Source organism: Streptomyces sp. NPDC005931 (assembly GCF_042871235.1).
Classification (GTDB): domain Bacteria; phylum Actinomycetota; class Actinomycetes; order Streptomycetales; family Streptomycetaceae; genus Streptomyces.
Window position 1 is genome coordinate 651868 of record NZ_JBIAIG010000004.1, and the last position, 24028, is coordinate 675895.

At 73.9% G+C, this 24028-nt stretch carries 23 protein-coding genes and 1 pseudogene; 16 read left to right on the top strand and 8 right to left on the bottom strand.

The window, feature by feature from the left end; genetic code table 11:
• Positions 1–241: 241 nt before the first annotated feature.
• From ACFYOV_RS14035 to ACFYOV_RS14050, 4 genes and pseudogenes are all read left to right on the top strand, one after another.
• Positions 242–1129: pseudogene (locus tag ACFYOV_RS14035) on the top strand (helix-turn-helix domain-containing protein).
• Positions 1130–1290: 161 nt separating this feature from the next.
• On the top strand, positions 1291–2148 hold the full coding sequence (gene mshB / locus ACFYOV_RS14040; protein WP_389086923.1) for an N-acetyl-1-D-myo-inositol-2-amino-2-deoxy-alpha-D-glucopyranoside deacetylase: 858 nt from the start codon (positions 1291–1293) through the stop codon (positions 2146–2148).
• On the top strand, positions 2145–2558 hold the full coding sequence (locus ACFYOV_RS14045) for a DUF6113 family protein (RefSeq protein WP_389086925.1): 414 nt from the start codon (positions 2145–2147) through the stop codon (positions 2556–2558). Before mshB ends, ACFYOV_RS14045 begins: the two co-directional genes overlap by 4 nt.
• Before the next feature lie 195 nt (positions 2559–2753).
• On the top strand, positions 2754–5207 hold the full coding sequence (locus tag ACFYOV_RS14050; protein WP_389086927.1) for a hypothetical protein: 2454 nt from the start codon (positions 2754–2756) through the stop codon (positions 5205–5207).
• 66 nt (positions 5208–5273) lie between these two features.
• Here ACFYOV_RS14050 and ACFYOV_RS14055 read toward each other — a convergent pair whose 3' ends face one another.
• Both ACFYOV_RS14055 and ACFYOV_RS14060 read right to left on the bottom strand, forming a co-directional pair.
• A complete protein-coding gene (locus ACFYOV_RS14055; protein WP_389086930.1) occupies positions 5274–6125 on the bottom strand; it encodes a tetratricopeptide repeat protein in 852 nt (283 codons plus the stop codon).
• A 17-nt stretch (positions 6126–6142) separates the two neighbouring features.
• Complete coding sequence (locus tag ACFYOV_RS14060) at positions 6143–7171, bottom strand: GNAT family N-acetyltransferase (RefSeq protein ID WP_389086932.1); 1029 nt, start codon at positions 7169–7171, stop codon at positions 6143–6145.
• Between the two features lie 140 nt (positions 7172–7311).
• On the opposite strand from ACFYOV_RS14060, the gene fdxA reads away from it, so the two are divergent.
• The gene (gene fdxA / locus ACFYOV_RS14065) at positions 7312–7632 is read left to right on the top strand and encodes a ferredoxin (protein ID WP_361294155.1); all 321 of its coding nucleotides are present in this window, start codon (positions 7312–7314) and stop codon (positions 7630–7632) included.
• Between the two features lie 149 nt (positions 7633–7781).
• Positions 7782–8879, top strand: coding sequence for a bifunctional succinyldiaminopimelate transaminase/glutamate-prephenate aminotransferase (locus ACFYOV_RS14070; protein ID WP_389086935.1), 1098 nt, complete (start codon positions 7782–7784; stop codon positions 8877–8879).
• A 100-nt stretch (positions 8880–8979) separates the two neighbouring features.
• Here ACFYOV_RS14070 and ACFYOV_RS14075 read toward each other — a convergent pair whose 3' ends face one another.
• On the bottom strand, positions 8980–9324 hold the full coding sequence (locus ACFYOV_RS14075) for an ATP-binding protein (RefSeq protein ID WP_389086937.1): 345 nt from the start codon (positions 9322–9324) through the stop codon (positions 8980–8982).
• A 323-nt stretch (positions 9325–9647) separates the two neighbouring features.
• Positions 9648–10625 (bottom strand): heavy metal transporter, encoded by a 978-nt coding sequence (locus ACFYOV_RS14080; protein WP_389086940.1) that lies wholly within the window; start codon positions 10623–10625, stop codon positions 9648–9650.
• Positions 10626–10730: 105 nt separating this feature from the next.
• Here ACFYOV_RS14080 and dapE point away from each other — a divergent pair, with 105 nt between their 5' ends.
• Positions 10731–11810: a succinyl-diaminopimelate desuccinylase gene (gene dapE / locus ACFYOV_RS14085; protein ID WP_389086941.1), complete on the top strand. Its 1080-nt coding sequence runs from the start codon at positions 10731–10733 to the stop codon at positions 11808–11810.
• A 152-nt stretch (positions 11811–11962) separates the two neighbouring features.
• The gene (locus ACFYOV_RS14090) at positions 11963–12721 is read left to right on the top strand and encodes a TIGR00730 family Rossman fold protein (RefSeq protein ID WP_389086944.1); all 759 of its coding nucleotides are present in this window, start codon (positions 11963–11965) and stop codon (positions 12719–12721) included.
• Between the two features lie 193 nt (positions 12722–12914).
• Here ACFYOV_RS14090 and folP read toward each other — a convergent pair whose 3' ends face one another.
• A complete protein-coding gene (gene folP, locus ACFYOV_RS14095) occupies positions 12915–13775 on the bottom strand; it encodes a dihydropteroate synthase (protein WP_389086946.1) in 861 nt (286 codons plus the stop codon).
• Positions 13776–13907: 132 nt separating this feature from the next.
• On the opposite strand from folP, the gene ACFYOV_RS14100 reads away from it, so the two are divergent.
• Together ACFYOV_RS14100 and ACFYOV_RS14105 are read left to right on the top strand one after the other, a co-directional pair.
• The gene (locus ACFYOV_RS14100) at positions 13908–14270 is read left to right on the top strand and encodes a DivIVA domain-containing protein (RefSeq protein WP_389086949.1); all 363 of its coding nucleotides are present in this window, start codon (positions 13908–13910) and stop codon (positions 14268–14270) included.
• Positions 14267–14851, top strand: a complete 585-nt coding sequence (locus ACFYOV_RS14105; protein ID WP_389086951.1) for a DNA-3-methyladenine glycosylase I — start codon at positions 14267–14269, stop codon at positions 14849–14851. Before ACFYOV_RS14100 ends, ACFYOV_RS14105 begins: the two co-directional genes overlap by 4 nt.
• 67 nt (positions 14852–14918) lie before the next feature.
• Here ACFYOV_RS14105 and ACFYOV_RS14110 read toward each other — a convergent pair whose 3' ends face one another.
• A complete protein-coding gene (locus ACFYOV_RS14110) occupies positions 14919–15722 on the bottom strand; it encodes an enoyl-CoA hydratase/isomerase family protein (RefSeq protein ID WP_389086954.1) in 804 nt (267 codons plus the stop codon).
• A gap of 381 nt (positions 15723–16103) precedes the next feature.
• On the opposite strand from ACFYOV_RS14110, the gene ACFYOV_RS14115 reads away from it, so the two are divergent.
• Complete coding sequence (locus ACFYOV_RS14115; RefSeq protein ID WP_003966491.1) at positions 16104–16271, top strand: DUF3117 domain-containing protein; 168 nt, start codon at positions 16104–16106, stop codon at positions 16269–16271.
• 85 nt (positions 16272–16356) lie between these two features.
• Here the strand turns inward: ACFYOV_RS14115 and ACFYOV_RS14120 are convergent, their stop codons facing one another.
• Positions 16357–17055, bottom strand: a complete 699-nt coding sequence (locus ACFYOV_RS14120; protein ID WP_389087111.1) for an O-methyltransferase — start codon at positions 17053–17055, stop codon at positions 16357–16359.
• Positions 17056–17217: 162 nt separating this feature from the next.
• Here ACFYOV_RS14120 and sigE point away from each other — a divergent pair, with 162 nt between their 5' ends.
• The 5 genes from sigE (at position 17218) to ACFYOV_RS14145 (ending at position 22720) form a co-directional block, all read left to right on the top strand.
• The gene (sigE, locus tag ACFYOV_RS14125; RefSeq protein ID WP_389086956.1) at positions 17218–17991 is read left to right on the top strand and encodes an RNA polymerase sigma factor SigE; all 774 of its coding nucleotides are present in this window, start codon (positions 17218–17220) and stop codon (positions 17989–17991) included.
• Positions 17988–18965 carry an anti-sigma factor family protein gene (locus tag ACFYOV_RS14130; protein WP_389086959.1) on the top strand — a complete coding sequence of 326 codons (978 nt, stop codon included), beginning with the start codon at positions 17988–17990 and terminating at the stop codon, positions 18963–18965. The genes sigE and ACFYOV_RS14130 overlap by 4 nt, the downstream gene beginning before the upstream one ends.
• A gap of 170 nt (positions 18966–19135) precedes the next feature.
• Entirely contained in the window at positions 19136–21190 is a 2055-nt protein-coding gene (locus ACFYOV_RS14135; RefSeq protein WP_389086961.1) for a trypsin-like peptidase domain-containing protein, read from the top strand.
• Between the two features lie 191 nt (positions 21191–21381).
• Complete coding sequence (locus ACFYOV_RS14140; RefSeq protein WP_389086964.1) at positions 21382–21810, top strand: sec-independent translocase; 429 nt, start codon at positions 21382–21384, stop codon at positions 21808–21810.
• A gap of 238 nt (positions 21811–22048) precedes the next feature.
• Positions 22049–22720, top strand: coding sequence for a hypothetical protein (locus ACFYOV_RS14145; protein ID WP_389086966.1), 672 nt, complete (start codon positions 22049–22051; stop codon positions 22718–22720).
• A gap of 168 nt (positions 22721–22888) precedes the next feature.
• On the opposite strand, the gene ACFYOV_RS14150 is transcribed toward ACFYOV_RS14145, so the two are convergent.
• The gene (locus ACFYOV_RS14150) at positions 22889–24022 is read right to left on the bottom strand and encodes an Mrp/NBP35 family ATP-binding protein (RefSeq protein WP_389086969.1); all 1134 of its coding nucleotides are present in this window, start codon (positions 24020–24022) and stop codon (positions 22889–22891) included.
• Positions 24023–24028 lie beyond the last annotated feature (6 nt).

The following is a 24028-nucleotide window of genomic DNA, read 5'->3' on the forward strand; positions in this document are numbered from 1 at the left end:
AGGACCCGGGGGAGAAAGCACCCCTCCAAGCCCCACCCCTCCCGCCCGTGGTCGCGCTCACTCGGGCGGGTGAACCTCACCGAACCGGCTGATCTCGCGGCCCCCGAGGACCGACGCTCGGCGCAACGCACCACCACAACCGCAGACATGAGACGGCCCCCGCCGGGACGGACAATCCCAGTGCGAGGGCCTGACCACCGAGGAAGGTAGAGCTTCCCGATGGGGTATCCAGAACCCTAGCGTGCCCCCGCACGGGCAGGACCGCGTTGCGGGCGACAAGCACCCGAACCGGCGGCCCGGCACGGTGCACCGCACCGGAGGGGTCCAGCACGACAACGCCCGCCACACCACCCGCTTCACGGTGGTCGGCAACCACCTGGCCCAGCACCGGGAGCTCTCGCTCCTCGCGATCGGGCTCGGCGTGCACCTCCAGTCGCTGCCCCGGGGCGCCGCCGCCGACATCAAGAGCCTCGCCGCACGGTTCCCCGAGGGGGGCCACCCGTATCGCCGCCGCCCTGCGCGAGTTGGAGACCCACGGCTATCTCCGCCGCGAACGCGTCCGCACGCCGTCCGGCCGGATCGTCACCCGCACGATCTCCTGCAACCAGCCGGCCGCCGTCCGCCGCCGTGCGGAAACCCCGGAGCCGCAGCAGCCGTGCCAGGAGGGTGCGGCACTGCCGCCACGCGAGAAGCGGGCCCGCAAGCCGCTCCCCGCCGTGCCGCGCCCCGCGTACTCCGGCCCCGGACTCCTCCAGGCCGCCACCGACCTCCTGGCGGGCCTGCGCCGCCACGACCCCCGACTGCTCCTGTCCGCCTGCGACACCGCCCACCTGGCCCCCGGCGTCGCCGCCTGGCTGGAGCGGGACGTCACGCCCGCCGCCGTTCGCCACGCCCTGACCGCCGATCTGCCGTCCGAGGGCCTGCGGCGTCCCGCCGCCCTCCTGGCCCACCGCCTCGCCGTCCAGCTCCCGCCCGTGCCCCCGCCCAGGACCCGGCCGGACGCCCCGCCGCCGGTACGGCACCCTTGCAGACCTGCGAGGGCTGCGACCGCGCCTTCCGTGCGCCCCACCCCGGCCGCTGCCGCGACTGCCGAACCGACCTCCAGGATGGCCGCCCAGCACGAACGTGACGATCCTTGCCCCTGGGCGCAGACGGCGAGAGGACGACACCCTTCGTCGGGGAGTGGACCATCTCTACGGACGCCCTCCCGCGCTACCGGGACGAGGGCGGGAGCCAGGGCAGGGCAAGGGGCGCGGTGAGGCGAGGACCTCTCCTCGTAGGGTGGAGCCCATGACGGAACTGCCCGCCCGGCGTCTGCTGCTGGTGCACGCCCACCCGGACGACGAGTCGATCAACAACGGCGCCACCATGGCCCGGTACGCCGCCGAGGGAGCCCATGTGACCCTGGTCACGTGCACCCTCGGCGAGCGCGGCGAGGTCATTCCGCCGGACCTCGCGCACCTCACGGGTGCCGCCCTCGGGCAGCACCGTCTGGGCGAGCTGAGGGAGGCCGTGCGGGCACTCGGCGTCCGGGACGCCCGGCTGCTCGGCGGCGCCGGGCGTTACAGCGACTCCGGGATGATGGGCCTGCCCGACAACGACGACCCCGGCTGCTTCTGGCAGGCCGACGTCGACGAGGCGGCCGGACTGCTCGCCGAGGCCGTCCTCGACGTACGCCCCCAGGTCCTCGTCACCTACGACGACAACGGCGGCTACGGGCACCCCGACCACGTTCAGGCCCACCGCGTCGCCATGCGCGCCGTGGAACTCGCCGCCGACGCGGGCTGGGACGTCCCCAAGGTCTACTGGAACCGCGTGCCCCGCTCCGTCGCCGAGGAGGCGTTCGTCCGCCTCCGGGAGGACCTGCCCGGCCTGCCCTTCGCCAAGGCGGCCGGCGTCGACGACGTACCGGGCGTGGTCCCCGACGAGCGGATCACCACCGAGATCGACGGCACCGCGCACGCCGCAGCCAAGGCCGCCGCGATGCGCGCCCACGCCACCCAGATCACCGTCGCCGAACCGTACTTCGTGCTCTCCAACGACCTCGCCCAGCCCCTGTTCACCACCGAGTACTACGAATTGGTGCGCGGTGTGCGCCCCGACGGGCGGGAGAGCGACCTGTTCGCCGGCCTCGGGGAGGCGTCGTGACCGACCGGAACACCCCCGCGCTCGCCCAGCCGCTGCGCCCGCCCTCCGCCGGGCGGATCACCGCCTACCTCGGCCTGTTCGTGCTCGGCGCGGTGGTCGGTGTGGCCGGGGCGCTGGTGCAGCCCGGCTGGTTCCCGGGCGGACTGCTGCTGGCCCTCGCGGGCGAGGCCGGGCTCTGCCTGGGAGCGGCCCGAGCGATGCGCGGCCGGGGCGGGGCGGTCGCCTCCGCCACGGGCTGGGCGCTGGCCGTCATCCTGCTCACCGCCAGCCGCCCGGAGGGCGACTTCCTGTTCGCCGCGGGCAGCGGCTCCTACCTCTTCCTGCTCGGCGGCATCGGTGTCGCTGTGATCTGCGCCACCTTCGCTCCGGGACGGCAACGGGACGGGGCCCCGGTCCGACGTGGCAAGTGACGTACCACTTCACCGCGGAACGGGCGTGCGGGTCCGGTGTGGGTTTCCCCGGCGGTCCCGGGATACGGATCGGACATGGCCAGTATGGTGGTGCGCGCCGCCGAGCCTCCCCGAACTCTCGGCTTCGCTCGAGCTGGGGGGGACCCCCAACCGTGAGGTCGTGACGGGCGGCGGAGCCAACCGGGAGAACCTGCCTTGAGTCGTGAAACTGACACCCCGTCCTCCGGGCCCAACGGGCGCGGCGGAGCCGCCTACCCGTCGGGCACGCCGCCCTACGGGATCCCGGTGGTTCCGGACGACGGGACGGGCGCGGGCCGTTCGGCCACGCGGCCGGAGGAACGCAAGACCGAGACCACGCTGACGACCAGGATCCGGATCAACATCCCCGGATCCAGGCCCATTCCACCGGTCGTCGTGCGCAAGCCCGTCACGGACACCGAGGGCGGCAAGGGCGACACCGAGGCCCCGGCGTCGGCTTCCGCCGCGTCCACGGTGTCCACGGCGCCCCCTACGTCCCGAACGCCCGCCATGTCGCCGCGTCCGGCCGGGTCTTCGGCCGAGCCCGACCGGTCCTCCGGGCCCGCGGCCCAGGAACCGGCGGAGGACAAGCCGGCCAGTGACTGGTTCGCGCCGCGCAAGGGGGGCGGCAAGCCCGGTGCGGGCACTTCCGGCCCCGGTGCGGGCGCTCCGGGCGGCGGCTCCACCAACGGCGCGGGACAGCCGGGCGGTTCGGCGGGCGCGGCCGGCGGCAGCGGTGCAACCGGCGGTCCCGCGGCCCCGGGTGCGTCGGCGCAGGGCACCTCCGCGGGTACGCGGCCGGGTGGCGGCGGGCGTCCCGGCGGCGTGGTCGGGTCCGTGAGCGTGCCGGGCGGTCCCCGGCCCGGCTCCCGCCCCGGCGGCTCGGGTCTCACCGGCGCGACCGGCGGCCCCGTGGCTCCCGGGCACGGTGGCGGCACCGGCTCCTTCGACGTGACCGAGGCCCTCTCGGCAGGTTCCCGCCCGGGTGCGGGCAGCGGTGAGCCGCGCGGTGGCGACGGCGCGGGCAGCGCGGACGGCACGCACGGCCGGGCGGGACAGACCGGCCGGACCGATCCGTCCGGCCGGCCCGGCCACGGCGCCCAGGGCCACCCCGGTGGCCCCCGGACCACGGCCGGCCCGACGAGCGGTCCCGCCACCGGCGAGATCGTCAGGACACCGCCGGCCGGCGGCGGCCCCGGTGGCCCCGGTGCTCTCGGCGCTCGGACGGCCCCCGGTGCCCAGGCGGGCCCCGGCGTCCCGTCGGGCCCGGGCGTCCAGGGTGGTCCCGGTGCTTCCGCGGGCTTCGGCGAAGTGGGCCGACCGGGCGCCTCCGGCGGCCCCGGTGCTCCTGGCGCACAGGGCGGTCCCGGCATCCCCGCGGGCTTCGACGAGCCGGGCCGCCCCGGCGGCCCCGCCGCCCCCGGTGGCCTGAGCGACGACACCGCGATCCTCACCCCGCAGAAGCCGGCCCCCGAGCCGGGCGGCGCCCCGGGCCACGGCCCCCGCCACGACAACGTCTCCGGGCACACCGTCACCAGCGGCATCCCGGTCGTCCCGCCGGGCGCGGCCTTCGGCGCCGGCGCGCCCGGCACCGGCGTCCCCGGGGTCGGACCGCTGGCGCACACGCCGCCCAGGCTGCCCGAGCCGGTCTCCCCGCCCCCCGCCGGCTCCTCGAAGCCGCCGAAGAAGAAGGGCCGCAACAAGCTCGTCCTGCTCGGCGCCGGCGCCTTCTTCCTCGCAGGTGTCGCCTACGGCGCCGGCCTGCTGATGAACCACTCCGACGTGCCCAAGGGCACCACCGTGCTCGGCGTGGACATCGGTGGCGGCACGCGTGACGAAGCCGTGCAGAAGCTCGACGAGGCCCTCCAGGAGCGGCTGAACAAGCCTCTGAAGCTGTCGGTCGGCGGCAGGACCGTCGCGCTCCAGCCGGACAACGCGGGCCTCCAGTTCGACACCGACGCCACCGTCGGCGCCGCGGCCAAGAGCGACTACAACCCGGTCTCCGTGATCGGCTCGCTCTTCGGCAACCACCGGGTCGTCGAGCCCGTCATGCCCGTCGACGAGGAGAAGCTGCACGCCGCCCTCGAGGACGCCGCCGGTGGCACCGGCTCGGTGACCGAGGGATCGATCACCTTCGAGTCCGGCCGGGCCGTCCCCGTGTACCCCAAGGCGGGCCAGGGCATCGACGTCGACAAGGCGACCGACGTGGTGGAGGAGGCGTACCGCACCCAGGTGGAGACCGGCTCCTCCTCCCCGGTGACGGTCGCGACGACCACCCGGCAGCCCAAGGTCTCCAAGGCCGAGGTCGACCGCATGATGAAGGAGTTCGCCGAGCCGGCGATGTCGGCCAACGTGACCGTGCAGACCGACCCGTCGCGGCGCGTCCCGATGAGCCCGCAGAACTCGCTGTGGAAGTTCCTCCGGGTCGAGGCCGTCAACGGCAAGCTGGTCGACAAGCCCGACCTCGACGCCCTGAAGGAGCTCTACGGCCAGGCGTTCGAGGGCGTCCTCATCACCCGGGGCAACGGCGAGAAGACTCCCGTGACCCCCCAGGACGTGTACGTCGCCCTGCGCCCGGCCCTGATGAGCAAGACCGACCGGCTCGCGGTCATCGAAACCGACCCCAGCTGATACGCGCCCGATTCGGACGGGGCGCCCGGAGAACACCGGGCGCCCTCCCCGCGTGCCGGCGGCAGCCTAGTTGAGCAGAGCCCGCGCCGCCCGCGCCTGCCCGCGCACGCGCTCCGCCGCCGGCCCGTCGACCGCCGCCAGGATCTCCGCGTACGCCTCCAGCTCGTCCGCGCCGTCCAGGAAGTCGCCGCGCTGAACCAGGAGCTGGGCCCGCTCGTAGCGCAGCCGCGCCGGGTGGGAGGGCAGCAGCAGGGACAGGTCCACCGCCCACAGCGACACGTCGGACCGCTCCGGCCGGGCCGCCGCCCACGCGCGGATGTTGTTCAGGATGCGCAGGACGACGTCCAGCGGATCGGCCGGGGTCAGCATGGAGGCGTCCAGCGGCGCCCCCGTGGCCCCGACGACCAGCAGCTCCGCGTCGGCACCGGTGAGCACCCGGCCGCCGGCGAAGGGGTCGGCCAGCACCTGCTCCTCCGCCTCCCCGAACCCGACGACGAAGTGCCCGGGCAGCGCCACCCCGTACACCGGCGCGCCGACGCGTCTGGCCACCTCCAGCCACACGACCGACAGCAGGATCGGCAGCCCGCGCCGGCGCCGCAGCACCTCGTGCAGCAGCGACGACTCCAGGCGCCGGTAGTCGCCCGGGGTGCCGTGGAAGCCGTACCGCCCGCCCAGCAGCTCCCGCAGGGCGTGCGCCCAGGCGCCGGGTGCCCCCGGCCGGTAGGGCAGCCGCCCGGCCAGCCGGTCCAGCTCCACCTGCGCGCCGTCCATGCCCGCCTCGTCGAGCGTGCCGTCCGCCTCCGCGCCCACCAGCAGGCACAGGGTGGACAGGTCGGGCCGCTCGGAGCGGGCCTCCTCGGCGAACCGCCGCCGCAGCTCGGCGGAGCGCTCGGGCGGTGGGGGGAAGAGGGGACGCATAGCCGGTTCGTGCCCTCTCACGGCGATCCGATACCGCCCGGAGCCGACGCGTCCGGGATCCGGTAGTGGTGGTAGGCGTGGTGCGGGGCGAAGCCCATCCCGTCGTACAGCGCCCGCGCGCCCGCGTTGTCGTCCTCGACCTGGAGCCAGGCGGCCGACGCGCCCTCGTCCAGCGCCCGCCGGGCCAGCGTGGCCATCACCGCCGTCGCCAGGCCCCGGCGCCGCTCGACCGGGTCCACCTCGACCGCGGCGAACCCGGCCCACCGCCCGTCGACCACGCACCGTCCGACGGCGGCCGGCACCCCGCCCGCTCCCGGCACCGTGGCGAACCACACCGAGGGGCCGCTCGCCAGCACCTTCAGGGCCACCTCACCGGCCCCCTTGCGCCGGTACCGCGCCAGCCACGCCTCGTCGGCCTCCCGCGACAGCTCGACCCCCGAGGGCTCCGTCCCCGGGTCGGCGACGCGCGCCAGCCCCCCGGTCCACAGCTCGGCCGTCACCTCCCGCACCCAGCCCCGCCGCTCCAGCTCCGCGCACAGCAGCTCCTGGGTGCCCTCGGCGCCGGTCGCGGTCTGGACGTAGGCGGGCAGACCCCGGTCGGCGTACCAGCGGCGCACGACGGCCAGCGCCTCGTCGAGCGGCACGCCCGGGTCGCCGAGCGGTAGCACCGAGTTCGCCCGCCGGGTGAACCCGCCGGCCGCCCGCAGCTCCCACTCGCCCAGCCGCTCGCTCTCCACCGGCCGCCACGCCCGCGCGGCGACCCGTGCCAGCTCCTCGTAGGAGGCGGCGGGAAGGCCCCGGCGGCGCGCCGGGGCCGTCGGCACCACCTTGCCCGCGACCAGCGCGGATTCCGCGATCCGGACGCTTTCGCCGCTCTTCCGTGTGATCTGCAGCACACCGTTGTCCCATGATGTGAGAACACCGACCGTGTCGGTGAACTTCTCACCCTGAGGACCATGTTCGATCAAGCTCCGTACGGAGACCCGTTTTCCCACGTCAGCAGTGGTGATACGGACCTCGAGGTGCCCGGCGGCAGAGAATTCCACAGGTCAGTTCACCCCTCCTGTTCGGATCATGCCCAGGAACGGAGATACTAGGGGCGGGCATCGACGACGCCGCGCTCCCGCGCGCCAGGCGGCGGAGCCTGAGGAGGCCCGCCAGCGCCCTATCGAGGAGGAACGACAGCGTGACCTACGTCATCGCGCAGCCTTGTGTCGACGTCAAGGACAAGGCGTGCATCGAGGAGTGCCCGGTCGACTGCATCTACGAGGGCCAGCGGTCCTTGTACATCCACCCGGACGAATGTGTCGACTGCGGTGCCTGCGAACCGGTCTGCCCGGTCGAGGCCATCTTCTACGAGGACGACGTCCCGGAGGAGTGGAAGGACTACTACAAGGCGAACGTCGAGTTCTTCGACGAGCTCGGTTCGCCCGGTGGCGCGAGCAAGCTCGGCCTGATCGAGCGCGACCACCCGCTGATCGCCGCGCTGCCGCCGCAGGGCGAGTGATCCCGTAACCGGCCCGCGCCTCCGTCCCCCGGCCACCCGGCCCGCCCGGACCCGGGGGACACGCCTCGCCTCGGCCCCGTACGGCCCGATCGCTCCGGTCGCCGCACGGGACCGAGGCGTTTGCCGTACCAGAAAGTGAGCCCGTACCCGTGTCCGCAGTCTCCGACCGGCTGCCCACCTTCCCCTGGGACAAGCTGGAGCCCTACAAGAAGACGGCCGCCGCGCACCCGGACGGCATCGTCGACCTCTCCGTCGGCACCCCCGTCGACCCGGTCCCCGAGCCGGTCCAGAAGGCCCTGATCGCCGCGGCCGACTCCCCGGGCTACCCCACGGTCTGGGGCACCCCGGAACTGCGTGACGCGATCACGCGCTGGCTGGAGCGCCGCCTGGGCGCCCGGGACGTCACCCACCGCCACGTCCTGCCGATCGTCGGCTCCAAGGAACTGGTCGCGTGGCTCCCCACCCAGCTGGGCCTCGGTCCCGGTGACAAGGTGGCCCACCCGCGCCTGGCGTACCCCACGTACGAGGTCGGCGCGCGTCTGGCCCGCGCGGAGTACGAGGTCTACGACGACCCGACCGAGCTCGACCCGTCCAACCTGAAGCTGCTCTGGCTGAACTCCCCGTCCAACCCCACCGGCCGGGTGCTGTCCCGGCAGGAGCTGACCCGGATCGTCGTGTGGGCCCGTGAGCACGGCGTGCTGGTCTTCTCCGACGAGTGCTACATCGAGCTGGGCTGGGAGACCGACCCCGTCTCGGTGCTGCACCCGGACGTCAACGGGGGCTCCTACGACGGCATCGTCTCCGTGCACTCCCTGTCCAAGCGCTCCAACCTGGCCGGCTACCGGGCCGCCTTCCTGGCCGGCGACCCGGCGGTGCTCGGTCCGCTGCTGGAGATCCGCAAGCACGGCGGCATGATGACCTCGGCACCGACCCAGGCCGCGGTGGTGGCCGCCCTCGGTGACGACGAGCACGTGCGCGTCCAGCGCGAGCGCTACGCGGCCCGGCGCGCGGCGCTGCGCGAGGCGCTGCTCGGCCACGGCTTCCGCATCGAGCACAGCGAGGCCAGCCTCTATCTGTGGGCCACGCGCGACGAGTCCTGCTGGGACACGGTCGCCCACCTCGCCGAACGCGGCGTCCTGGTCGCACCCGGCGACTTCTACGGCCCGGCGGGCGAGCGGTTCGTCCGGGTGGCCCTGACCGCCACGGACGAGCGGGTACGGGCCGCGGTGAAGCGCCTGTCCGCGTAAAGCGCCCCGGCGCCGGGCGCATCACGCGCCCCCGCACCGGACGACGGGCGGGGCCCGGGGAGGATGCCCCGGGCCCCGCCGGCGTCCGCGCCGCGACCGGTCAGCGCAGCGGCAGGTCCTCGACCGGCAGGGTTCGGGCCGGCGAGCCGCCCTCGGTGAGGGACTCGACCGGCAGCTTCTTCACGGTCGGCGAGGTCTGCTGGAGGGTCCGGTGGGTGCCCGGCACCACCTTGTCGGCATCGGCCGCGGTCTGGTTGACGGTCCGCGTCACGCTGCCCGCGGGGTCTCCGGCCGCCCCGTCCAGGGCGGTCGGCGCGCCCAGGTTCGGGGTGGCCGGCAGCTCGGCCGCCGCGGCGGCCGAGCCGGCCGCACCGATCCCGGCGGCCGCTCCCGCAGCGACGAGCAGCGCGGTACGGGCGATCCGGCGGGTCAGGGGGAGGGACATGGTGCTCCTTCGACGGGGATGACGGTGAAGTGTCGAGCCGTGCCCGTAACGTGATCGACCGGCTGCCGATCTCCGGGCAACGGACGCAGTGACTACCGTGCGAACGGCGCGAAGGTTGCGGCGATCCGCCGTAAAGAGTTGGCAATGCGTCGCATTATCGGCTGCGGTGGAAACGGCGCAAAGGCCGCGGCCGGAAAGGGGCGCCGAATCCTTGCAGCCCTTTGGCCCAACGGTTTTTCCGTGCCCGCCGACGCCCGGGCGAAAAGCCTCGCCCGGCCTCCCCGGCCCCAGCCGCGCATTACGCCTGCGGGTGAGCGCCCGTACTACTGCGCGGTCGTGATCCGTACGGCCCCGGGACCCTCGTCCCCGTCCTGCGAGCCCTTCGCGTCGGAGGTGCGCCACTGGCTGTCGGTGTGCCCGGCGGTCCACTCCCGCCCCGCGTACGCGACGCTCTTTATGTGCAGCTCGGAGGCATGGGCCACGGCCCAGTGCGCCAGCTGCCAGCCCCGCGCCCCGGCGTTCCGGTCCGCGCCGTCCCCGGCCCCGGCTGCGACCGGCAGCGTCACCGTCCGCCCGCCGTCGGCGGTCCGCTCCCTTGGAGCGGGGGAGGGATCCGGTGCGTCGCCCCCGTCGGCGCCGGCCGGCTCCAGCACGTCCCGCCCGAAGTCCCGGACCAGCGCCGCGCGCACCGTGTCCGCGCCCGCCGCCCGGGTCGCGGCCGGGCGGCCCGCACAGGTCAGCGTGGCCTGTGAGCGCCCGGTCAGCGCGGCGGCCAGCAGCGTGGCGTCCGGTTCGTGCTTGGCGTACGCCTGCGGGAAGCCGCTGCGCTGCACGCGCTGGGCTGCGACGGTGAGCGGCAGCCGGGTGTAGCCCGGCACCTCGACCAGGTGGTCGTAGAACTTGCCCGCCGCGTAGGTCGGGTCCATGATCTCCTCCGGCCTGCCCCAGCCCTGCGAGGGCCGCTGCTGGAACAGGCCGAGCGAGTCGCGGTCGCCGTGGTCGATGTTGCGCAGCGCCGACTCCTGGAGCGCGGTCGCCAGCGCGATCGTCACGGCCCGATCCGGCAGGTTGCGCGCGGTGCCCACGGCGGTGATCGTCGCCGCGTTCACCGCCTGCTCGGGCGAGAACTCGTACGTCGCCCCGTCGCCCTTGCCGGAGACGACCTTGCAGCCCGGTCCGCCGGTGCCCCCGGTGACGTACTGCACCACCAGGTAACCGGCGAGGGCGAGCAGCACCACGAGGCCCGCTCCGAAGCGGAAGAGGCGGCCGCGACGCTGGGGAGGAAGGGACGGCTCTGGCACGCGTACAAGGTACTGGAGAGTACGGGAGCCCGTGAGCCGGGTGCGCACAGTGGCTCCTGGCCGGGCGCGGGCCGTGGGTCCCCCGGGCGCGTTAGGGTCGACGGCATGGCCGACACCCCGCTTGACCTCACGCTGGACGCCGCGCGCCTGACCGCGCAGCTCGTCGACTTCCCCTCCGAGAGCGGAACCGAGAAGCCGCTCGCGGACGCGATCGAGACCGCCCTGCGTGCCCTGCCGCACCTGACGGTCGACCGCCTGGGCAACAACGTCGTGGCCCGCACCACGCTGGGGCGGCAGGAACGGGTGATCCTCGCCGGCCACATCGACACGGTCCCGATCGCCGCAAACGTCCCCTCCCGGCTCGACGCGGACGGCACACTGTGGGGCTGCGGCACCTGCGACATGAAGGCGGGCGTCGCCGTCCAGCTGCGCATCGCGGCCACGGTGCCCGCCCCCAACCGGGACCTGACCTTCGTGTTCTACGACAACGAGGAGGTTGCCGCCGAGCTCAACGGCCTCAAGCACGTGGCCGAGGCCCACCCCGAGTGGCTGCACGGCGACTTCGCGGTCCTCCTGGAACCCTCCGACGGCCAGGTCGAGGGCGGCTGCCAGGGCACGCTGCGGGTGCTGCTGAGGACCAAGGGCGAGCGGGCCCACTCCGCCCGCGGCTGGATGGGCTCCAACGCCATCCACGCGGCGGCCCCGATCCTCGCCCGCCTCGCCTCCTACGAGCCCCGCTACCCGATGATCGACGGCCTCGAGTACCGGGAGGGCCTGAACGCGGTCGGCATCTCGGGCGGTGTCGCGGGCAACGTCATCCCCGACGAGTGCGTCGTCACCGTCAACTTCCGCTACGCGCCCGACCGCACGGAGGAGGAGGCGCTGGCCCACGTGCGCGAGGTGTTCGCGGACTGCGGGGTCGAGGAGTTCGTCGTCGACGACCACAGCCCCGGTGCCCTGCCCGGGCTGTCCCACCCGGCCGCCGCGGCCTTCATCGAGGCGGTCGGCGGCACCCCGCATCCCAAGTACGGCTGGACGGACGTCTCCCGCTTCTCGGCGCTCGGCGTCCCGGCGGTCAACTACGGCCCCGGGAACCCCCACTTGGCGCACAAGCGGGACGAACGCGTGGACACGGTGAAGATCCTGGCGGGGGAGGAGCGGCTGCGGGACTGGCTGACCGCGTGAGGCCCGGCGGGCTTCCGCGGCGTTTAGGACGCAGTTTCGCGGACATGCTGACGTCCCCCGCACGTAACCCGCGTAGATCTACGCTGAGGTGGAACGACCTCCCCGCGCCCGGCCCCGCCGAGTGGGGGAGACCCCGAACGGAGGGAGCGCACATGGCCACCGGCAACCCCGAGGGGAAGCGGAAGCCGCCGGAGGAGCAGCGGCTGGGACCGGTCCTCCGCAGGCGCGACCAGGTCCAGGCGAGCACCACCGACCAGCGGCTGCTGGACGAGCGCGCCCCCGCGGACTGGGTCCACACCGACCCGTGGCGGGTGCTGCGCATCCAGTCGGAGTTCATCGAGGGCTTCGGCACGCTCGCCGAACTCCCGAGTGCCATCAGTGTCTTCGGCTCCGCGCGCACACCGGTGGACTCGCCCGAGTACGAGGCCGGGGTCCGGCTGGGCAGGGGCCTGGTCGAGGCGGGCTTCGCGGTCATCACGGGCGGCGGTCCCGGGGCCATGGAGGCGGCCAACAAGGGTGCGTGCGACGCGAAGGGCACCTCGGTCGGCCTGGGGATCGAACTGCCCTTCGAGCAGGGGCTCAACCCCTATGTGAACATCGGACTGAACTTCCGTTACTTCTTCGTCCGGAAGATGATGTTCGTCAAGTACGCCCAGGGCTTCGTCGTCCTGCCCGGCGGACTCGGCACCCTGGACGAGCTGTTCGAGGCCCTGACGCTGGTCCAGACCCAGAAGGTCACCCGCTTCCCCATCGTCCTGTTCGGCACGGAGTACTGGGGCGGCCTGGTCGACTGGCTCCGCGGCACGGTGATCGCCCAGGGCAAGGCGGCCGAGAGGGACCTCCTCCTCTTCCACGTCACGGACGACGTGGACGAGGCGGTCGCCCTGGTCTCGAAGGAAGCGGGGCGCTGAGGCAGGGGCTCACGCCCCTCGGCCCACCGAGCCCCCCCGCCGCCGGCCCCCGCCCGAGCGAGTCGGGTGGGGAGGGACGAAGGCCCCCGGGGCAGGGGCGGAGTGCGTGGCGGGGTTCGGGGCCGGGCCCCCGGCGGGGCGGGCAGGGACGAAGTCCCTGCGGCGGCCGCTCGGCAACCCGGGGGCTCCGCCCCTACGCCAGCCCCCGCCGGGCCACCGCCGGCGGGCGGTGGCCCGCGATCGACGCCACCATGTCCAGCACCTGCCGGGTCTCCGCCACCTCGTGCACCCGGTACACCTGCGCCCCCAGCCACGCCGACACCGCCGTCGTCGCGAGCGTCCCCAGCACCCGCTCCTTCACCGGCCGGTCCAGCGTCTCCCCCACGAAGTCCTTGTTGGACAGCGACACCAGGACGGGCCACCCCGTGGCGACCATCTCGTCCAGCCGCCGTGTCGCCTCGAGACTGTGCCGCGTGTTCTTCCCGAAGTCGTGCCCCGGGTCGATCAGCACCGACTCCCGCGGCACCCCCAGCGCGACGGCCCGCTCCGCCAGCCCCACGGTCACCCCGAGGATGTCGGCCATGACGTCCTCGTACGTCACCCGGTGGGGCCTGGTCCGCGGTTCCGCGCCCCCCGCGTGGGTGCACACCAGCCCGACGCGGTACCGCGCGGCGACCTCCGCGAGCCGCGGGTCGACCCCGCCCCACGCGTCGTTCAGCAGGTCCGCCCCCGCCTCGCACACGGCCTCGCCGACCTCGTGCCGCCAGGTGTCCACACTGATCACGACGTCCGGGAAGCGCCGCCTGACCTCCGCGACGAAACCGACCGTCCGCCGTGCCTCCTCCTCGGCGCTCACCTCTTCGCCCGGCCCGGCCTTCACCCCGCCGATGTCGATGATCGCGGCCCCCTCCGCCACGGCCTGCTCCACGCGGGCGAGCGCCGGCTCGTCGCGGAACGTCGCGCCCTGGTCGTAGAAGGAGTCCGGCGTCCGGTTCACGATCGCCATGACCACCGGCTCGTGCGGCTCGAATTCCCGCCTGCCCAGCCTGAGCATCCCCTGTGACCTCTCCTCACCCGTCCGTCCTCGGCCGCCGCTGCCCGCCTGCGGCCCCGACTGTCAGACTCGCATGGCACGATCGGAGCCACACATCCGACTCCGGCACACTCCGACGTGGGGGCTCAAGCGATGGTTATGTTCTTGTTCCTGGTCGTCGCGCTGGCCGTCGTGGTCGCCGCGGTGACCCTCGCCGTGGTGGGCGGCGGGGAGAACGGCCCGCTGCCCGACGTCGCCCCCGAGCGCCTGCGGGACCCGCTGCCGCCGGACCGGCCGGTCAACCGGGAGGACGTGGACGCCCTGCGCTTCCCGCTCACCGCCCGCGGCTACCGGATGGCGGACGTGGACGAGGCCCTCGGCCGGCTCGCCGCCGAGATCGCCGAGCGCGACGCCCGCATCGCCGACCTGGAGTCCGCGCTGGCCGGCGCCCGGGCCGCCGCGGCCCACGTCTCCATGGACAAGTCCGCCCCGCACGCGGAGGGTGAACAGCGGTGAGCGACGGCGCCGCCCTCACCGGCCCCGACGGCGCCCCGCGCTGCCCCTGGGCGCTGGCCACCCCGGACTACGTGACGTACCACGACGAGGAGTGGGGCCGCCCGGTCCACGGCGACGACGCCCTCTTCGAACGGCTCAGTCTGGAGGCGTTCCAGTCCGGCCTGTCCTGGATCACGATCCTGCGCCGCCGCCCCGGCTTCCGCGCCGCCTTCGCCCGCTTCGAGATCGCGTCGGTCGCGGAGTTCACCGACGCGGACCGCGAGCGCCTGCTGGCCGACCCCGGGATCATCCGCAACCGCGCCAAGATCGACGCCACCCTGGCCAACGCCCGGGTGCTGGCCGGGTGGGCCCCCGGCGACCTGGACGCCCTGATCTGGTCCCACGCCCCCGACCCGGCCGCCCGCCCGGTTCCCCGGACCCTCGCCGAGGTTCCCGCGGTCACCCCGGAGTCGACGGCCCTGTCCAAGGCCCTGAAGAAGCGGGGCCTGCGCTTCGTCGGCCCGACCACGGCCTACGCCCTGATGCAGGCGTGCGGCCTGGTCGACGACCATGTGGCGAACTGCGTGGCCCGTCGGCGGTGAGCCCCGGGCCCGGTGACGGAGCGGGCCGGTCCGGCCCGGGCCGTCGCCCCGCCCGCCCCGGCCGCGCTCAGCGACCCAGGTACTTCGGCTTCTCCTTGTTCACGAACGCCTGCACCGCGATGGCGTGGTCATCGGAGGAGCCCGCCCGGGTCTGGAGCTCGTCCTCCTTCTCCAGGGCCTCCTCCAGGGAGTGGTCGAGCCCGTACGCCACGGACTCCTTCAGCGCCGCGTACGCCACCGTCGGGCCCTCGGCCAGCGCCCGCGCCACCTTCTCCGCCTCCGCGCGCAGCTCGGCCGCCGGGACCAGCCGGTTCGCGATGCCCAGCTCGTACGCCTCCTGCGCCGAGATGCTGCGCGGGAACAGCAGCAGGTCGGTGGCGCGCGAGGGGCCGATCACGCGGGGCAGCGTCCACGAGATGCCGGAGTCCGCGGTCAGCGCCACCCCGGCGAACGACGTGTTGAAGGCCGCCGTGTCCGCCACGATCCGGTAGTCCGCCGCCAGCGCGAAACCGAAGCCGGCGCCCGCCGCGACCCCGTTCACCGCGGCGACCACCGGCTTCGCCGCCCCGACCAGCGCCTTGACGATCGGGTTGTAGTGCTCGCGCACCGTGGTCATGGTCTCCCTCGAGCCGGTCTCCTTGTCGGCCACCAGCAGACCGATGTGCTCCTTGAGGTCCTGTCCCACACAGAAGGCCCGGTCACCGGCCGCCGTGAGCAGCACGGCCCGTACGGCGTCGTCGTCCGCGGCGGAGCGGACCGCGTCCCGGAGGGCGACCTTCGTCGCGACGTTCAGCGCGTTCATCGCCTCCGGGCGGTTCAGCGTGATCGTCGCGAGCCCGTCGCTCACCTCGTAGAGCACGGTGTCGGCCATGGCGTATCCCCTCCGTGTGGCGGCTGGGACGTACCCACGGGTACGTCCGTTGTCTGCAGGACAGCATGACGGAGTTCACCGGCCGGGAAACGCACCGGACGTGTGACCTGCGTCAAAGAATTCCCGGCCGTTTTCGTCGGGTGGATCTGTGTGCGGCGGCGCAGTATCGCAGTCACATCGCCGAATTGAGTGGTTTTGCTCGCGGACGTTGCCCAAGCGATGCCGACCGATGTTGGTCATCGGGTCCTGAGATGCGGGATAATGGCCTGGAAGCAATGTGTTCGATGCCGGTGGCGTGTGTCCTGTGACAAGGACCGCAGGTGCCCTTCAGTGGGCCGTCGGCTTAGACGGTTGAGCTGGGTTTCAGGAAGGGGAACGAGCATGGCGGCCATGAAGCCGCGAACGGGTGACGGCCCGCTCGAGGTGACCAAGGAGGGGCGGGGCATCGTCATGCGCGTTCCGCTCGAAGGCGGCGGTCGGCTCGTCGTCGAGCTGACCCCGGACGAGGCCGACGCGCTCGGCGACGCCCTCAAGAAGGTCGTCGGCTGACGCGCAAGCGACCATACCCTTTCAGCCGCCCCGGTGCCGCCCTCGGTGCCGGGGCGGCTGTTTGTCCGGGTGGCAGCGGATCCCGCTACCGCTTCACCGCGCACAGCAGCCCGTCGCCCACCGGCAGCAGCGACGACACCAGCTCCTGGCTCTCCCGCACCGCGCGCAGCAGCTCCCGCAGCCGCACCACCTCCGTGGGCTGCGGTCCGGAGTCCACGGTCCTGCCGTGCGCGAAGACCCCCTCGAAGGCGACCAGGCCCCCGGGACGCAGCAGGCGCAACGATTCAGCGAGGTAGTCCTGGTACTCCAGGCGGTCACCGTCGCAGAAGACCAGGTCGTATCCGGCGTCCGCGAGCCGCGGCAGGACGTCCAGGGCGCGGCCGGGGATGAACCGGGCCCGGTTGCTGGCGAAACCCGCGGTGCGGAAGGCCTGACGGGCGAACTGCTGGTGCTCCGGCTCCGGATCGACCGTCGTCAGTACGCCGTCCGGCCGCATCCCGTGCAGCAGATGGATCCCCGAGACACCGCAGCCGGTGCCGATCTCGGCGACCGCCTTGGCGTCCACGGTGGCGGCGAGCAGGCGCAGGGCCGCGCCCGTGCCGGGCGACACCGAGCGCAGCCCTGCCTCCTGGGCCCGGTCACGGGCCCAGAGCAGCGCTTCGTCCTCGGCGACATAGGCGTCGGCGAACGCCCAGCTCGTCTGCCGGTTGGCGGTAATGACCCTCTCCTGTCCCCATGGTTGCCTCGGCGTGACTGTATCCGTTGGCGTCGGGAACCCGCAGATGGGACCGGTCGTTTAAAGGGATGAGCAAGTGGCGCGTGCCGCGACGGGGGGCAGACAGTGGACGAGGACGCCGAGCAAGTGCTGACGCAGCCGTACGAGCCGTGGCAGCCCAGATCAAATTCTCGTAAAACCGCTTATCCGGAGCTAACGGGCGAGGTGGCTATGGTAGGGGCTCCACTGGACACCACCAGAGCCGACAGGGGAGGTGCGGCTGCGCCTGTGGACCGGGGAGGAGTGCTCCGGCGCTTCCTCGGGTCGGCGGGCAGGCCGAAATCCGTGAACGACACCGCTGCTGACCACAGCCACGCCGGCGACCCGGCCCAAACCGCGAGCTTCTCCACCGACGCGGACGGGCAGGCGTGGACTCCGCCCACCTGGGAGGAGATCGTCAGCATGCACAGCGGCCGGGTGTACCGGCTCGCCTACCGCCTCACCGGCAACCAGCACGACGCCGAGGACCTCACCCAGGAGGTCTTCGTCCGCGTCTTCCGCTCCCTGTCGACGTACACGCCGGGCACCTTCGAGGGCTGGCTGCACCGCATCACCACCAACCTCTTCCTGGACATGGTCCGCCGCAAGCAGCGCATCCGATTCGACGCGCTCGGCGAGGACGCGGCGGAGCGGCTGGCCAGCAAGGAGCCCACCCCCCAGCAGGTCTTCAACGACGCCCACTTCGACGCGGACGTCCAGCAGGCCCTCGACACGCTCGCCCCCGAGTTCCGCGCGGCGGTCGTCCTGTGCGACATCGAGGGACTGTCCTACGAGGAGATCGCCGCGACCCTCGGCGTCAAGCTCGGCACGGTCCGCTCCAGGATCCACCGCGGGCGCTCCCAGCTGCGCAAGGCCCTCGCGCACCGCTCACCGCAGGCACGCGCGGAGCGCCGCCCCTTCGTGCCGCGTGTTCCCGCATTGGGAGGAGGGGGCGCGAGCGCGTGAGCGGTTCACGACCGAAGTCTTCCGAGGGACACCTCGCAGAGCAGCACCTGGGAGACCGACTCTCCGCCCTGGTGGACGGAGAGCTCGGTCATGACGCGCGCGAGCGCGTACTGGCGCATGTCGCCACCTGCGCGAAGTGCAAGGCGGAGGTGGACGCGCAGCGCCGCCTGAAGAACGTCTTCGCGGAGGCGGCTCCTCCGCCGCCCTCGGAGAGCTTGCTGGCCCGCCTCCAGGGTCTTCCGGCGGGCGGTGACCTCGGCGGCGGCTCACCGCCGGCCGGGGGCGGCCTGCCCGGCGGGACAGCTGGGCGGTTCGGCGCGGCGTCCGGCGTCTTCGGCGCCAAACGGCCCGAGCGCTTCGACTTCGGCTACGAGCCGTCCCGGCGGCACACCCCCGAGCTCTCGGCGGCGGGCCGTGGCTTCCGCATCCATGACGTCGGCCGCCAGGAGGCGGACCGGCCGTCCTCGCGCGGCCTGCGGTTCGCGTTTGTGGCCGCCGGGGCGGTGTCGCTCGCCGCGATCGCCCTCGGTGGCGTCACCACCGCGGGGGCGCCGGGCGACGCCGAGGCCCGCGGCGGCTCCGGCAAGGGCAGCAACGTCACACCGACGCGCACACAGGGCGCGGGGGCGGCGGCGACGCCCGAGTCCCAGCGGCGCCGCGGGTCCGCACCGCTGCTGGGCCAGTTGCAGGGCCAGGGCGTGCTCGGGGACACCCCGGTCACCCCGAGCTCGGTCTCCGCACCCTTGCTGCCCGGCGCATCGGCCTCCGACGGCCACCACGACCTGACCACCCCGATGACGGCCGGTGCGGCGGCGGTGTCGCCGCTGATACGCCCGCTCGCCACGACCGCGCAGCTCGGCCTGCCCACCTGGGCACCGGCGGACGGGATCAAGAACCCCGGCCTGCTCACCGCCCCCGCCCCAGCGACGGCACCGGCCCCCTCGCCGACGGCCTCCTCCCGCACGGCCCGCTGACCCGTCCTCTGCGCCGGGGCGTGCGAACCTGATTGAATCCGGGGTGGCGCCCGGGGCGACGCAGCCGGGCGCCGAGCCATGGGTTCCGGCGCGCAGACGGCGGAGCCACGGATGCCGACGATCTGCGGCCACCGCCGACGAGCCGTGCCGCGGCCAGCTGTGGGGAGAGCATGAACGAGGGGAAGCCCACGAAGGCGAAGTGGTGGAGCCGTCCTCGACCACAGGGCCCATCGGGAGCGGGGGAGCCGGAGGAGGCGGCCTCCGCGGACGCCGTGCACGGTGACGCGGAACCGGGGGAAGCGGCGCGCCCTGAGGCGGCGCGGACCGAGCCCGAGGCCCGGCACGTCGTGGTCAGCGGCCACGACGGCGACTACGAACTGGCCCGCCCCGCGGCACCCCGGCACGGCACCGAGGGCGACTACGCACTCGACCGCCCCACGAGCCCGGCCCCGGCACCGCGATCCCCCGGAGCGTTCCGGGCCACCGACCACACCGAGGGCCCCGCGGGGGGCTCGCCCTCCTCGCCGGCACCGTCGGCACCGACGGCCCCGTCGGAACCGACCGGGGCCGACGAGAGCGCGGGCGGCGTATCCGCCCCGCCCGGGGAGTCCGTCGCCCCGGGTGCCTCCGTCCCGTTGCTGGCCGCCGGGTCACCCGGGTCCGTTCCGTCGGCGTCGGCGCCCACCGCCGCGCCCGCGCCGCAGGCCTTCACGCCGCCGGGCGAGGCCGGCCCGGCGGCCCCGTCCGCCGCCGTTCGGGGCGAGGCCCCCCGGCCGTTGCACGACCCCGACCCCTACAGCACCCCGCCGTACGGCGAACCGGGGCCCTGGGCGCCCGCGCCGCCGGTGCAGCATCCCGCGGTCACTCCCGCGCACGGCACGGCCCTGACGGCGCCGCTGCCCGCGGACACACCGGCCCACGGCACGTCCGTACCGCCGTCGCAGCAGCACGTCACACCCGCGCCGACGGCCCGGGCGCCCGACCCCTGGCGCCGTTACGACCCCTGGGCCGCCGCCTCCCGGCCCGCCGCCACCTCCCCGGCCCCCACGGCCCCCGTGGCCGTCGGGCCGCTCCAGCAGAGCGGTGCCGGTGTGATCGGCGAAGCGCGGCGCCGCGGGCGGGCCAGGAGGACGGTCGTCGGCGCCTTCCTGGTCGTCGCGCTCGTGTCGGGCGTCGGCGGAGGCATCGTCGGTGCGTATCTGGAGCGCAACGGCGGCATCGGCACCGTCGAGCTGCCGCAGGCCGGGAAGGAGAGCGTCGAGCGCCCTGCGGGGAGCGTCGCCGGGATCGCCGCACAGGCCCTGCCCAGCGTGGTCACCCTGCACGTCAGCGGCGCCGGAGAGGCCGGCACCGGCACCGGGTTCGTACTGGACACCCGCGGCCACATCCTCACCAACGACCACGTCGTCGAGCCCGCCGGCAGCGGCGGCGAGATCACCGTGACCTTCAACAGCGGCGACACCGCCGAGGCCACCGTCGTCGGCCGGGACAAGGGGTACGACCTCGCCGTCGTGAAGGTCAAGGGCGTGCGCGGCCTGACCCCCCTGCCCCTCGGCAACTCCGACAACGTGCGCGTCGGCGACCCCGTCGTCGCCATCGGCGCCCCCTTCGACCTGGCCGGCACCGTCACCTCCGGCATCATCAGCGCCAAACAGCGCCCCATCACGGCCGGCGGCGAGAAGGGCGACGGCAGCGACGTGTCGTACGTCGACGCGCTGCAGACCGACGCGCCGATCAATCCCGGCAACTCCGGCGGACCGCTGCTCGACGCCAAGGCCCGCGTGATCGGCATCAACTCCGCCATCCGCTCCGCCGGTGCGGGCCCCGACCCGGAGGGCGGCCCGTCCGGCTCCATAGGGCTCGGCTTCGCGATCCCCATCAACCAGGGCAAGCGCGTCGCCGAGGAACTGATCAACTCCGGCAGGGCCACCCACCCGGTGATCGGCATCACCCTCGACATGGACTACACCGGCGACGGCGCCCGCGTCGGCACCGAGGGCAGCGACGGCGGCCCCCCGGTCAGCACCGGCGGCCCCGGCGACAAGGCCGGGATCAAGCCCGGCGACGTCATCACCGAGGTCGACGGGCGGCGGATCCACTCCGGCGAGGAGCTGATCGTCAAGACCCGCGCGCACCGCCCGGGGGACCGCCTGGAACTCACCCTGGAGCGCGGCGGGAAGGAGCGGACGGTCTCCCTGGTGCTCGGCTCCTCCGGCGGGGACTGACACGAGGGGCCGGCCCCGGCCGGGTTGCGGCGGGGCGAACACCCCGCGAATCCGCCCGCACACCCGCACACGCGGCCCCCGGGACAGTACCGGTCGAACGGGATCCCCGGGTACCGTGGACCCGGCCCGGACCACGGAAGACCGCAATCACCCCGAGGGCCGAGGACCGAAGGCATCGCGAGGAGCTTCAGGTGTTCAATGACATAGGATCGCTCGAGCTGGTGACGCTCATCATCCTCGCCGTGCTCGTCTTCGGTCCGGACAAGCTCCCCAAGGTCATCCAGGACGTCACCCGCACGATCCGCAAGATCCGGAGCTTCTCGGAGAGCGCCAAGCAGGACATCCGTCAGGAACTCGGCCCGGAGTTCAAGGACTTCGAGTTCGAGGACCTCAACCCCAAGACGTTCATCCGCAAGCAGATGGACAACGACGACCTGGGGCTCAAGGAGATCCGCAACGGCTTCGACCTGAAGAAGGAGATGGCCGAGGTCACCGACGCCGTCCACGGCCGTGACGCCGACGCCTCCTCCGGCTCCGGCGGGGGGCGCGTGGACATGGCGAAGAAGCCCGAGACCCCCGCCCGTGACGACCGTCCGCCTTTCGACGCGGACGCCACCTGAGCCGTCCGCCACGGGGCGCACGCCCCCGCGCACGCCCCGGTGTACGTGACGCGTTTCATACTCCTTCCGGGCCGCGCGCGACCCGAACCGGACGTCGGCGCGCCCCGCGCGCCGGGCGGTTTCCCGGCGCCCGTCGGCGGGGTGGCTATGCTGCCGAGTTGTTGTGCGGACCGGGCGAGGACGCCCGAAGGGGGGCGGGCCGCCCCGGTCCGACGAGAGCGAGGAGGCGTCCGGGCACATGGAGACGACGAGTCGGGCAGTCGCGCAGGCGCCGGCCGCGGAGGGTGGGCAACAGCTCCCCTCCGCCCGGCGTACGGTCGACGGCTACCTGAGCGCGCCCTTCCCGTGGTACGGCCTCGACGAGGCCTTCACAGGGGCGCGCTGGCTGATGCAGGTCGGTACGGCGGCCGACGGCGCCGTCGAGCACGGGTCGGTGGGGCACGGTGACGAGCCCTCGGTGCGCAGCGAGTACACGGCCGGCGCCGACCAGGACGCCAAGGAGAAGTTCGCGGTCGTCGTGACGGTGGCCGCCAACCCGGTGCGCCGCAGCCCGGACGGCACGGGACTGCTGGAGGCCACCTCGGTCTCCTCGGCCGCGTGGCTCGCCGGGGTGGGGCTGCTGTCCTTCACCTGGCCCGGCCAGATGGACCACTCCCTGCGCGACGACTGGCTGGAGCAGCAGACGGAGACCGCCTGGGCCCTCGCGGACGACCTGACGGGCGCGGAGTGGTCGACGCTGTCCCTGCCCGTCGACGGCGTCCCGACGCCGTTCCACTACCGCGAGTCCGAGTTCGGCTGGGTGCTCGCCGGGTCGACGCAGGCGGGCGTGCACGTGGGCGCGTACGGCAGGGGGATGAGCGCGTACGGGCTGGGCTTCTCGGTGATCAAGGACATCGGCCAGTACGCCTGACCGTTCGGGCGGCACGCCTGCCACCCGTCGCGGCGCGCCCACGCATACGCATCGCACGGTGCGCGTGTCGCATCGCGCGGGACGCCGGACGCCGGAGGCAGCGCGCGGGACGCATGACAAGAGGGGCACCGAGGCGGTGCCCCTCCACGGGCCGACGGACGCGACCGGTCAGAACTTGTTCTTCGGGGTGATCCCCAGCGAGAGCCCCGAGAGCCCGCGCTGACGGCCCCCCAGCTTGCCCGCGATCGAGCGCAGGGCCGCGCCCGCCGGGGACTCCGGGTCGGTCAGCACGACCGGCCGCCCCTCGTCGCCGCCCTCGCGCAGCCGGACGTCGATCGGGATGCTGCCGAGCACCGGAACGCTGGTGCCCGTGGTGCGGGTCAGGCCGTCGGCGACCAGCTGGCCGCCGCCCGTGCCGAAGACGTCGACCATCTCGCCGCAGTGCGGGCAGGGCAGGCCGGACATGTTCTCGACCACGCCCACGATCTTCTGGTGCGTCTGCACCGCGATGGAACCCGCCCGCTCGGCCACCTCGGCCGCCGCCTGCTGCGGGGTCGTGACCACCAGGATCTCGGCGTTCGGCACCAGCTGGGCCACGGAGATGGCGATGTCGCCGGTGCCGGGCGGCAGGTCCAGCAGCAGCACGTCCAGGTCGCCCCAGTACACGTCCGCCAGGAACTGCTGGAGCGCGCGGTGCAGCATCGGGCCGCGCCAGACGACCGGCGCGTTGCCCGGGGTGAACATGCCGATGGAGATGACCTTCACGCCGTTCGCCGACGGCGGCATGATCATGTTCTCGACCTGGGTGGGACGCCCGTCGGCACCCAGCATCCGGGGCACGGAGTGGCCGTAGATGTCGGCGTCCACGACACCGACCTTCAGGCCGTCCGCCGCCATCGCCGCCGCCAGGTTCACCGTCACCGACGACTTGCCGACGCCGCCCTTGCCGGAGGCGACCGCGTACACCCGGGTCAGGCTGCCCGGCTTGGCGAAGGGCACCTCGCGCTCGGCCTGGCCGCCGCGCAGGGCGTTCGCCAGTTCCTTGCGCTGCTCGTCGCTCATCACGTCCAGCGTGACGTCGACGCGGGTGACGCCCTCGACCCGGGAGACGGCGTCCGTCACCCGCTGCGTGATCGTCTCCCGCATGGGGCAGCCGGAGACGGTCAGGTACACGGTCACCGCGACCGCCCCGTCCGAGCCGATCTCCACCGATTTGACCATGCCCAGCTCGGTGATGGGCCGGTTGATCTCGGGGTCGTTCACCGTCGCCAGTGCTTCGCGCACCGCGTCTTCCGTAGCCATAGGGAC

Coding starts and splice junctions, on each gene's coding strand:
- mshB (WP_389086923.1), top strand. CDS start 1,291: ATGACGGAACTGCCCGCCCGGCGTCTGCTGCTGGTGCACGCCCACCCG.
- ACFYOV_RS14055 (WP_389086930.1), bottom strand. CDS start 6,125: ATGCGTCCCCTCTTCCCCCCACCGCCCGAGCGCTCCGCCGAGCTGCGG.
- ACFYOV_RS14075 (WP_389086937.1), bottom strand. CDS start 9,324: ATGTCCCTCCCCCTGACCCGCCGGATCGCCCGTACCGCGCTGCTCGTC.
- dapE (WP_389086941.1), top strand. CDS start 10,731: ATGGCCGACACCCCGCTTGACCTCACGCTGGACGCCGCGCGCCTGACC.
- ACFYOV_RS14090 (WP_389086944.1), top strand. CDS start 11,963: ATGGCCACCGGCAACCCCGAGGGGAAGCGGAAGCCGCCGGAGGAGCAG.
- folP (WP_389086946.1), bottom strand. CDS start 13,775: ATGCTCAGGCTGGGCAGGCGGGAATTCGAGCCGCACGAGCCGGTGGTC.
- ACFYOV_RS14100 (WP_389086949.1), top strand. CDS start 13,908: ATGGTTATGTTCTTGTTCCTGGTCGTCGCGCTGGCCGTCGTGGTCGCC.
- ACFYOV_RS14110 (WP_389086954.1), bottom strand. CDS start 15,722: ATGGCCGACACCGTGCTCTACGAGGTGAGCGACGGGCTCGCGACGATC.
- ACFYOV_RS14115 (WP_003966491.1), top strand. CDS start 16,104: ATGGCGGCCATGAAGCCGCGAACGGGTGACGGCCCGCTCGAGGTGACC.
- sigE (WP_389086956.1), top strand. CDS start 17,218: ATGGTAGGGGCTCCACTGGACACCACCAGAGCCGACAGGGGAGGTGCG.
- ACFYOV_RS14135 (WP_389086961.1), top strand. CDS start 19,136: ATGAACGAGGGGAAGCCCACGAAGGCGAAGTGGTGGAGCCGTCCTCGA.
- ACFYOV_RS14145 (WP_389086966.1), top strand. CDS start 22,049: ATGGAGACGACGAGTCGGGCAGTCGCGCAGGCGCCGGCCGCGGAGGGT.
- ACFYOV_RS14150 (WP_389086969.1), bottom strand. CDS start 24,022: ATGGCTACGGAAGACGCGGTGCGCGAAGCACTGGCGACGGTGAACGAC.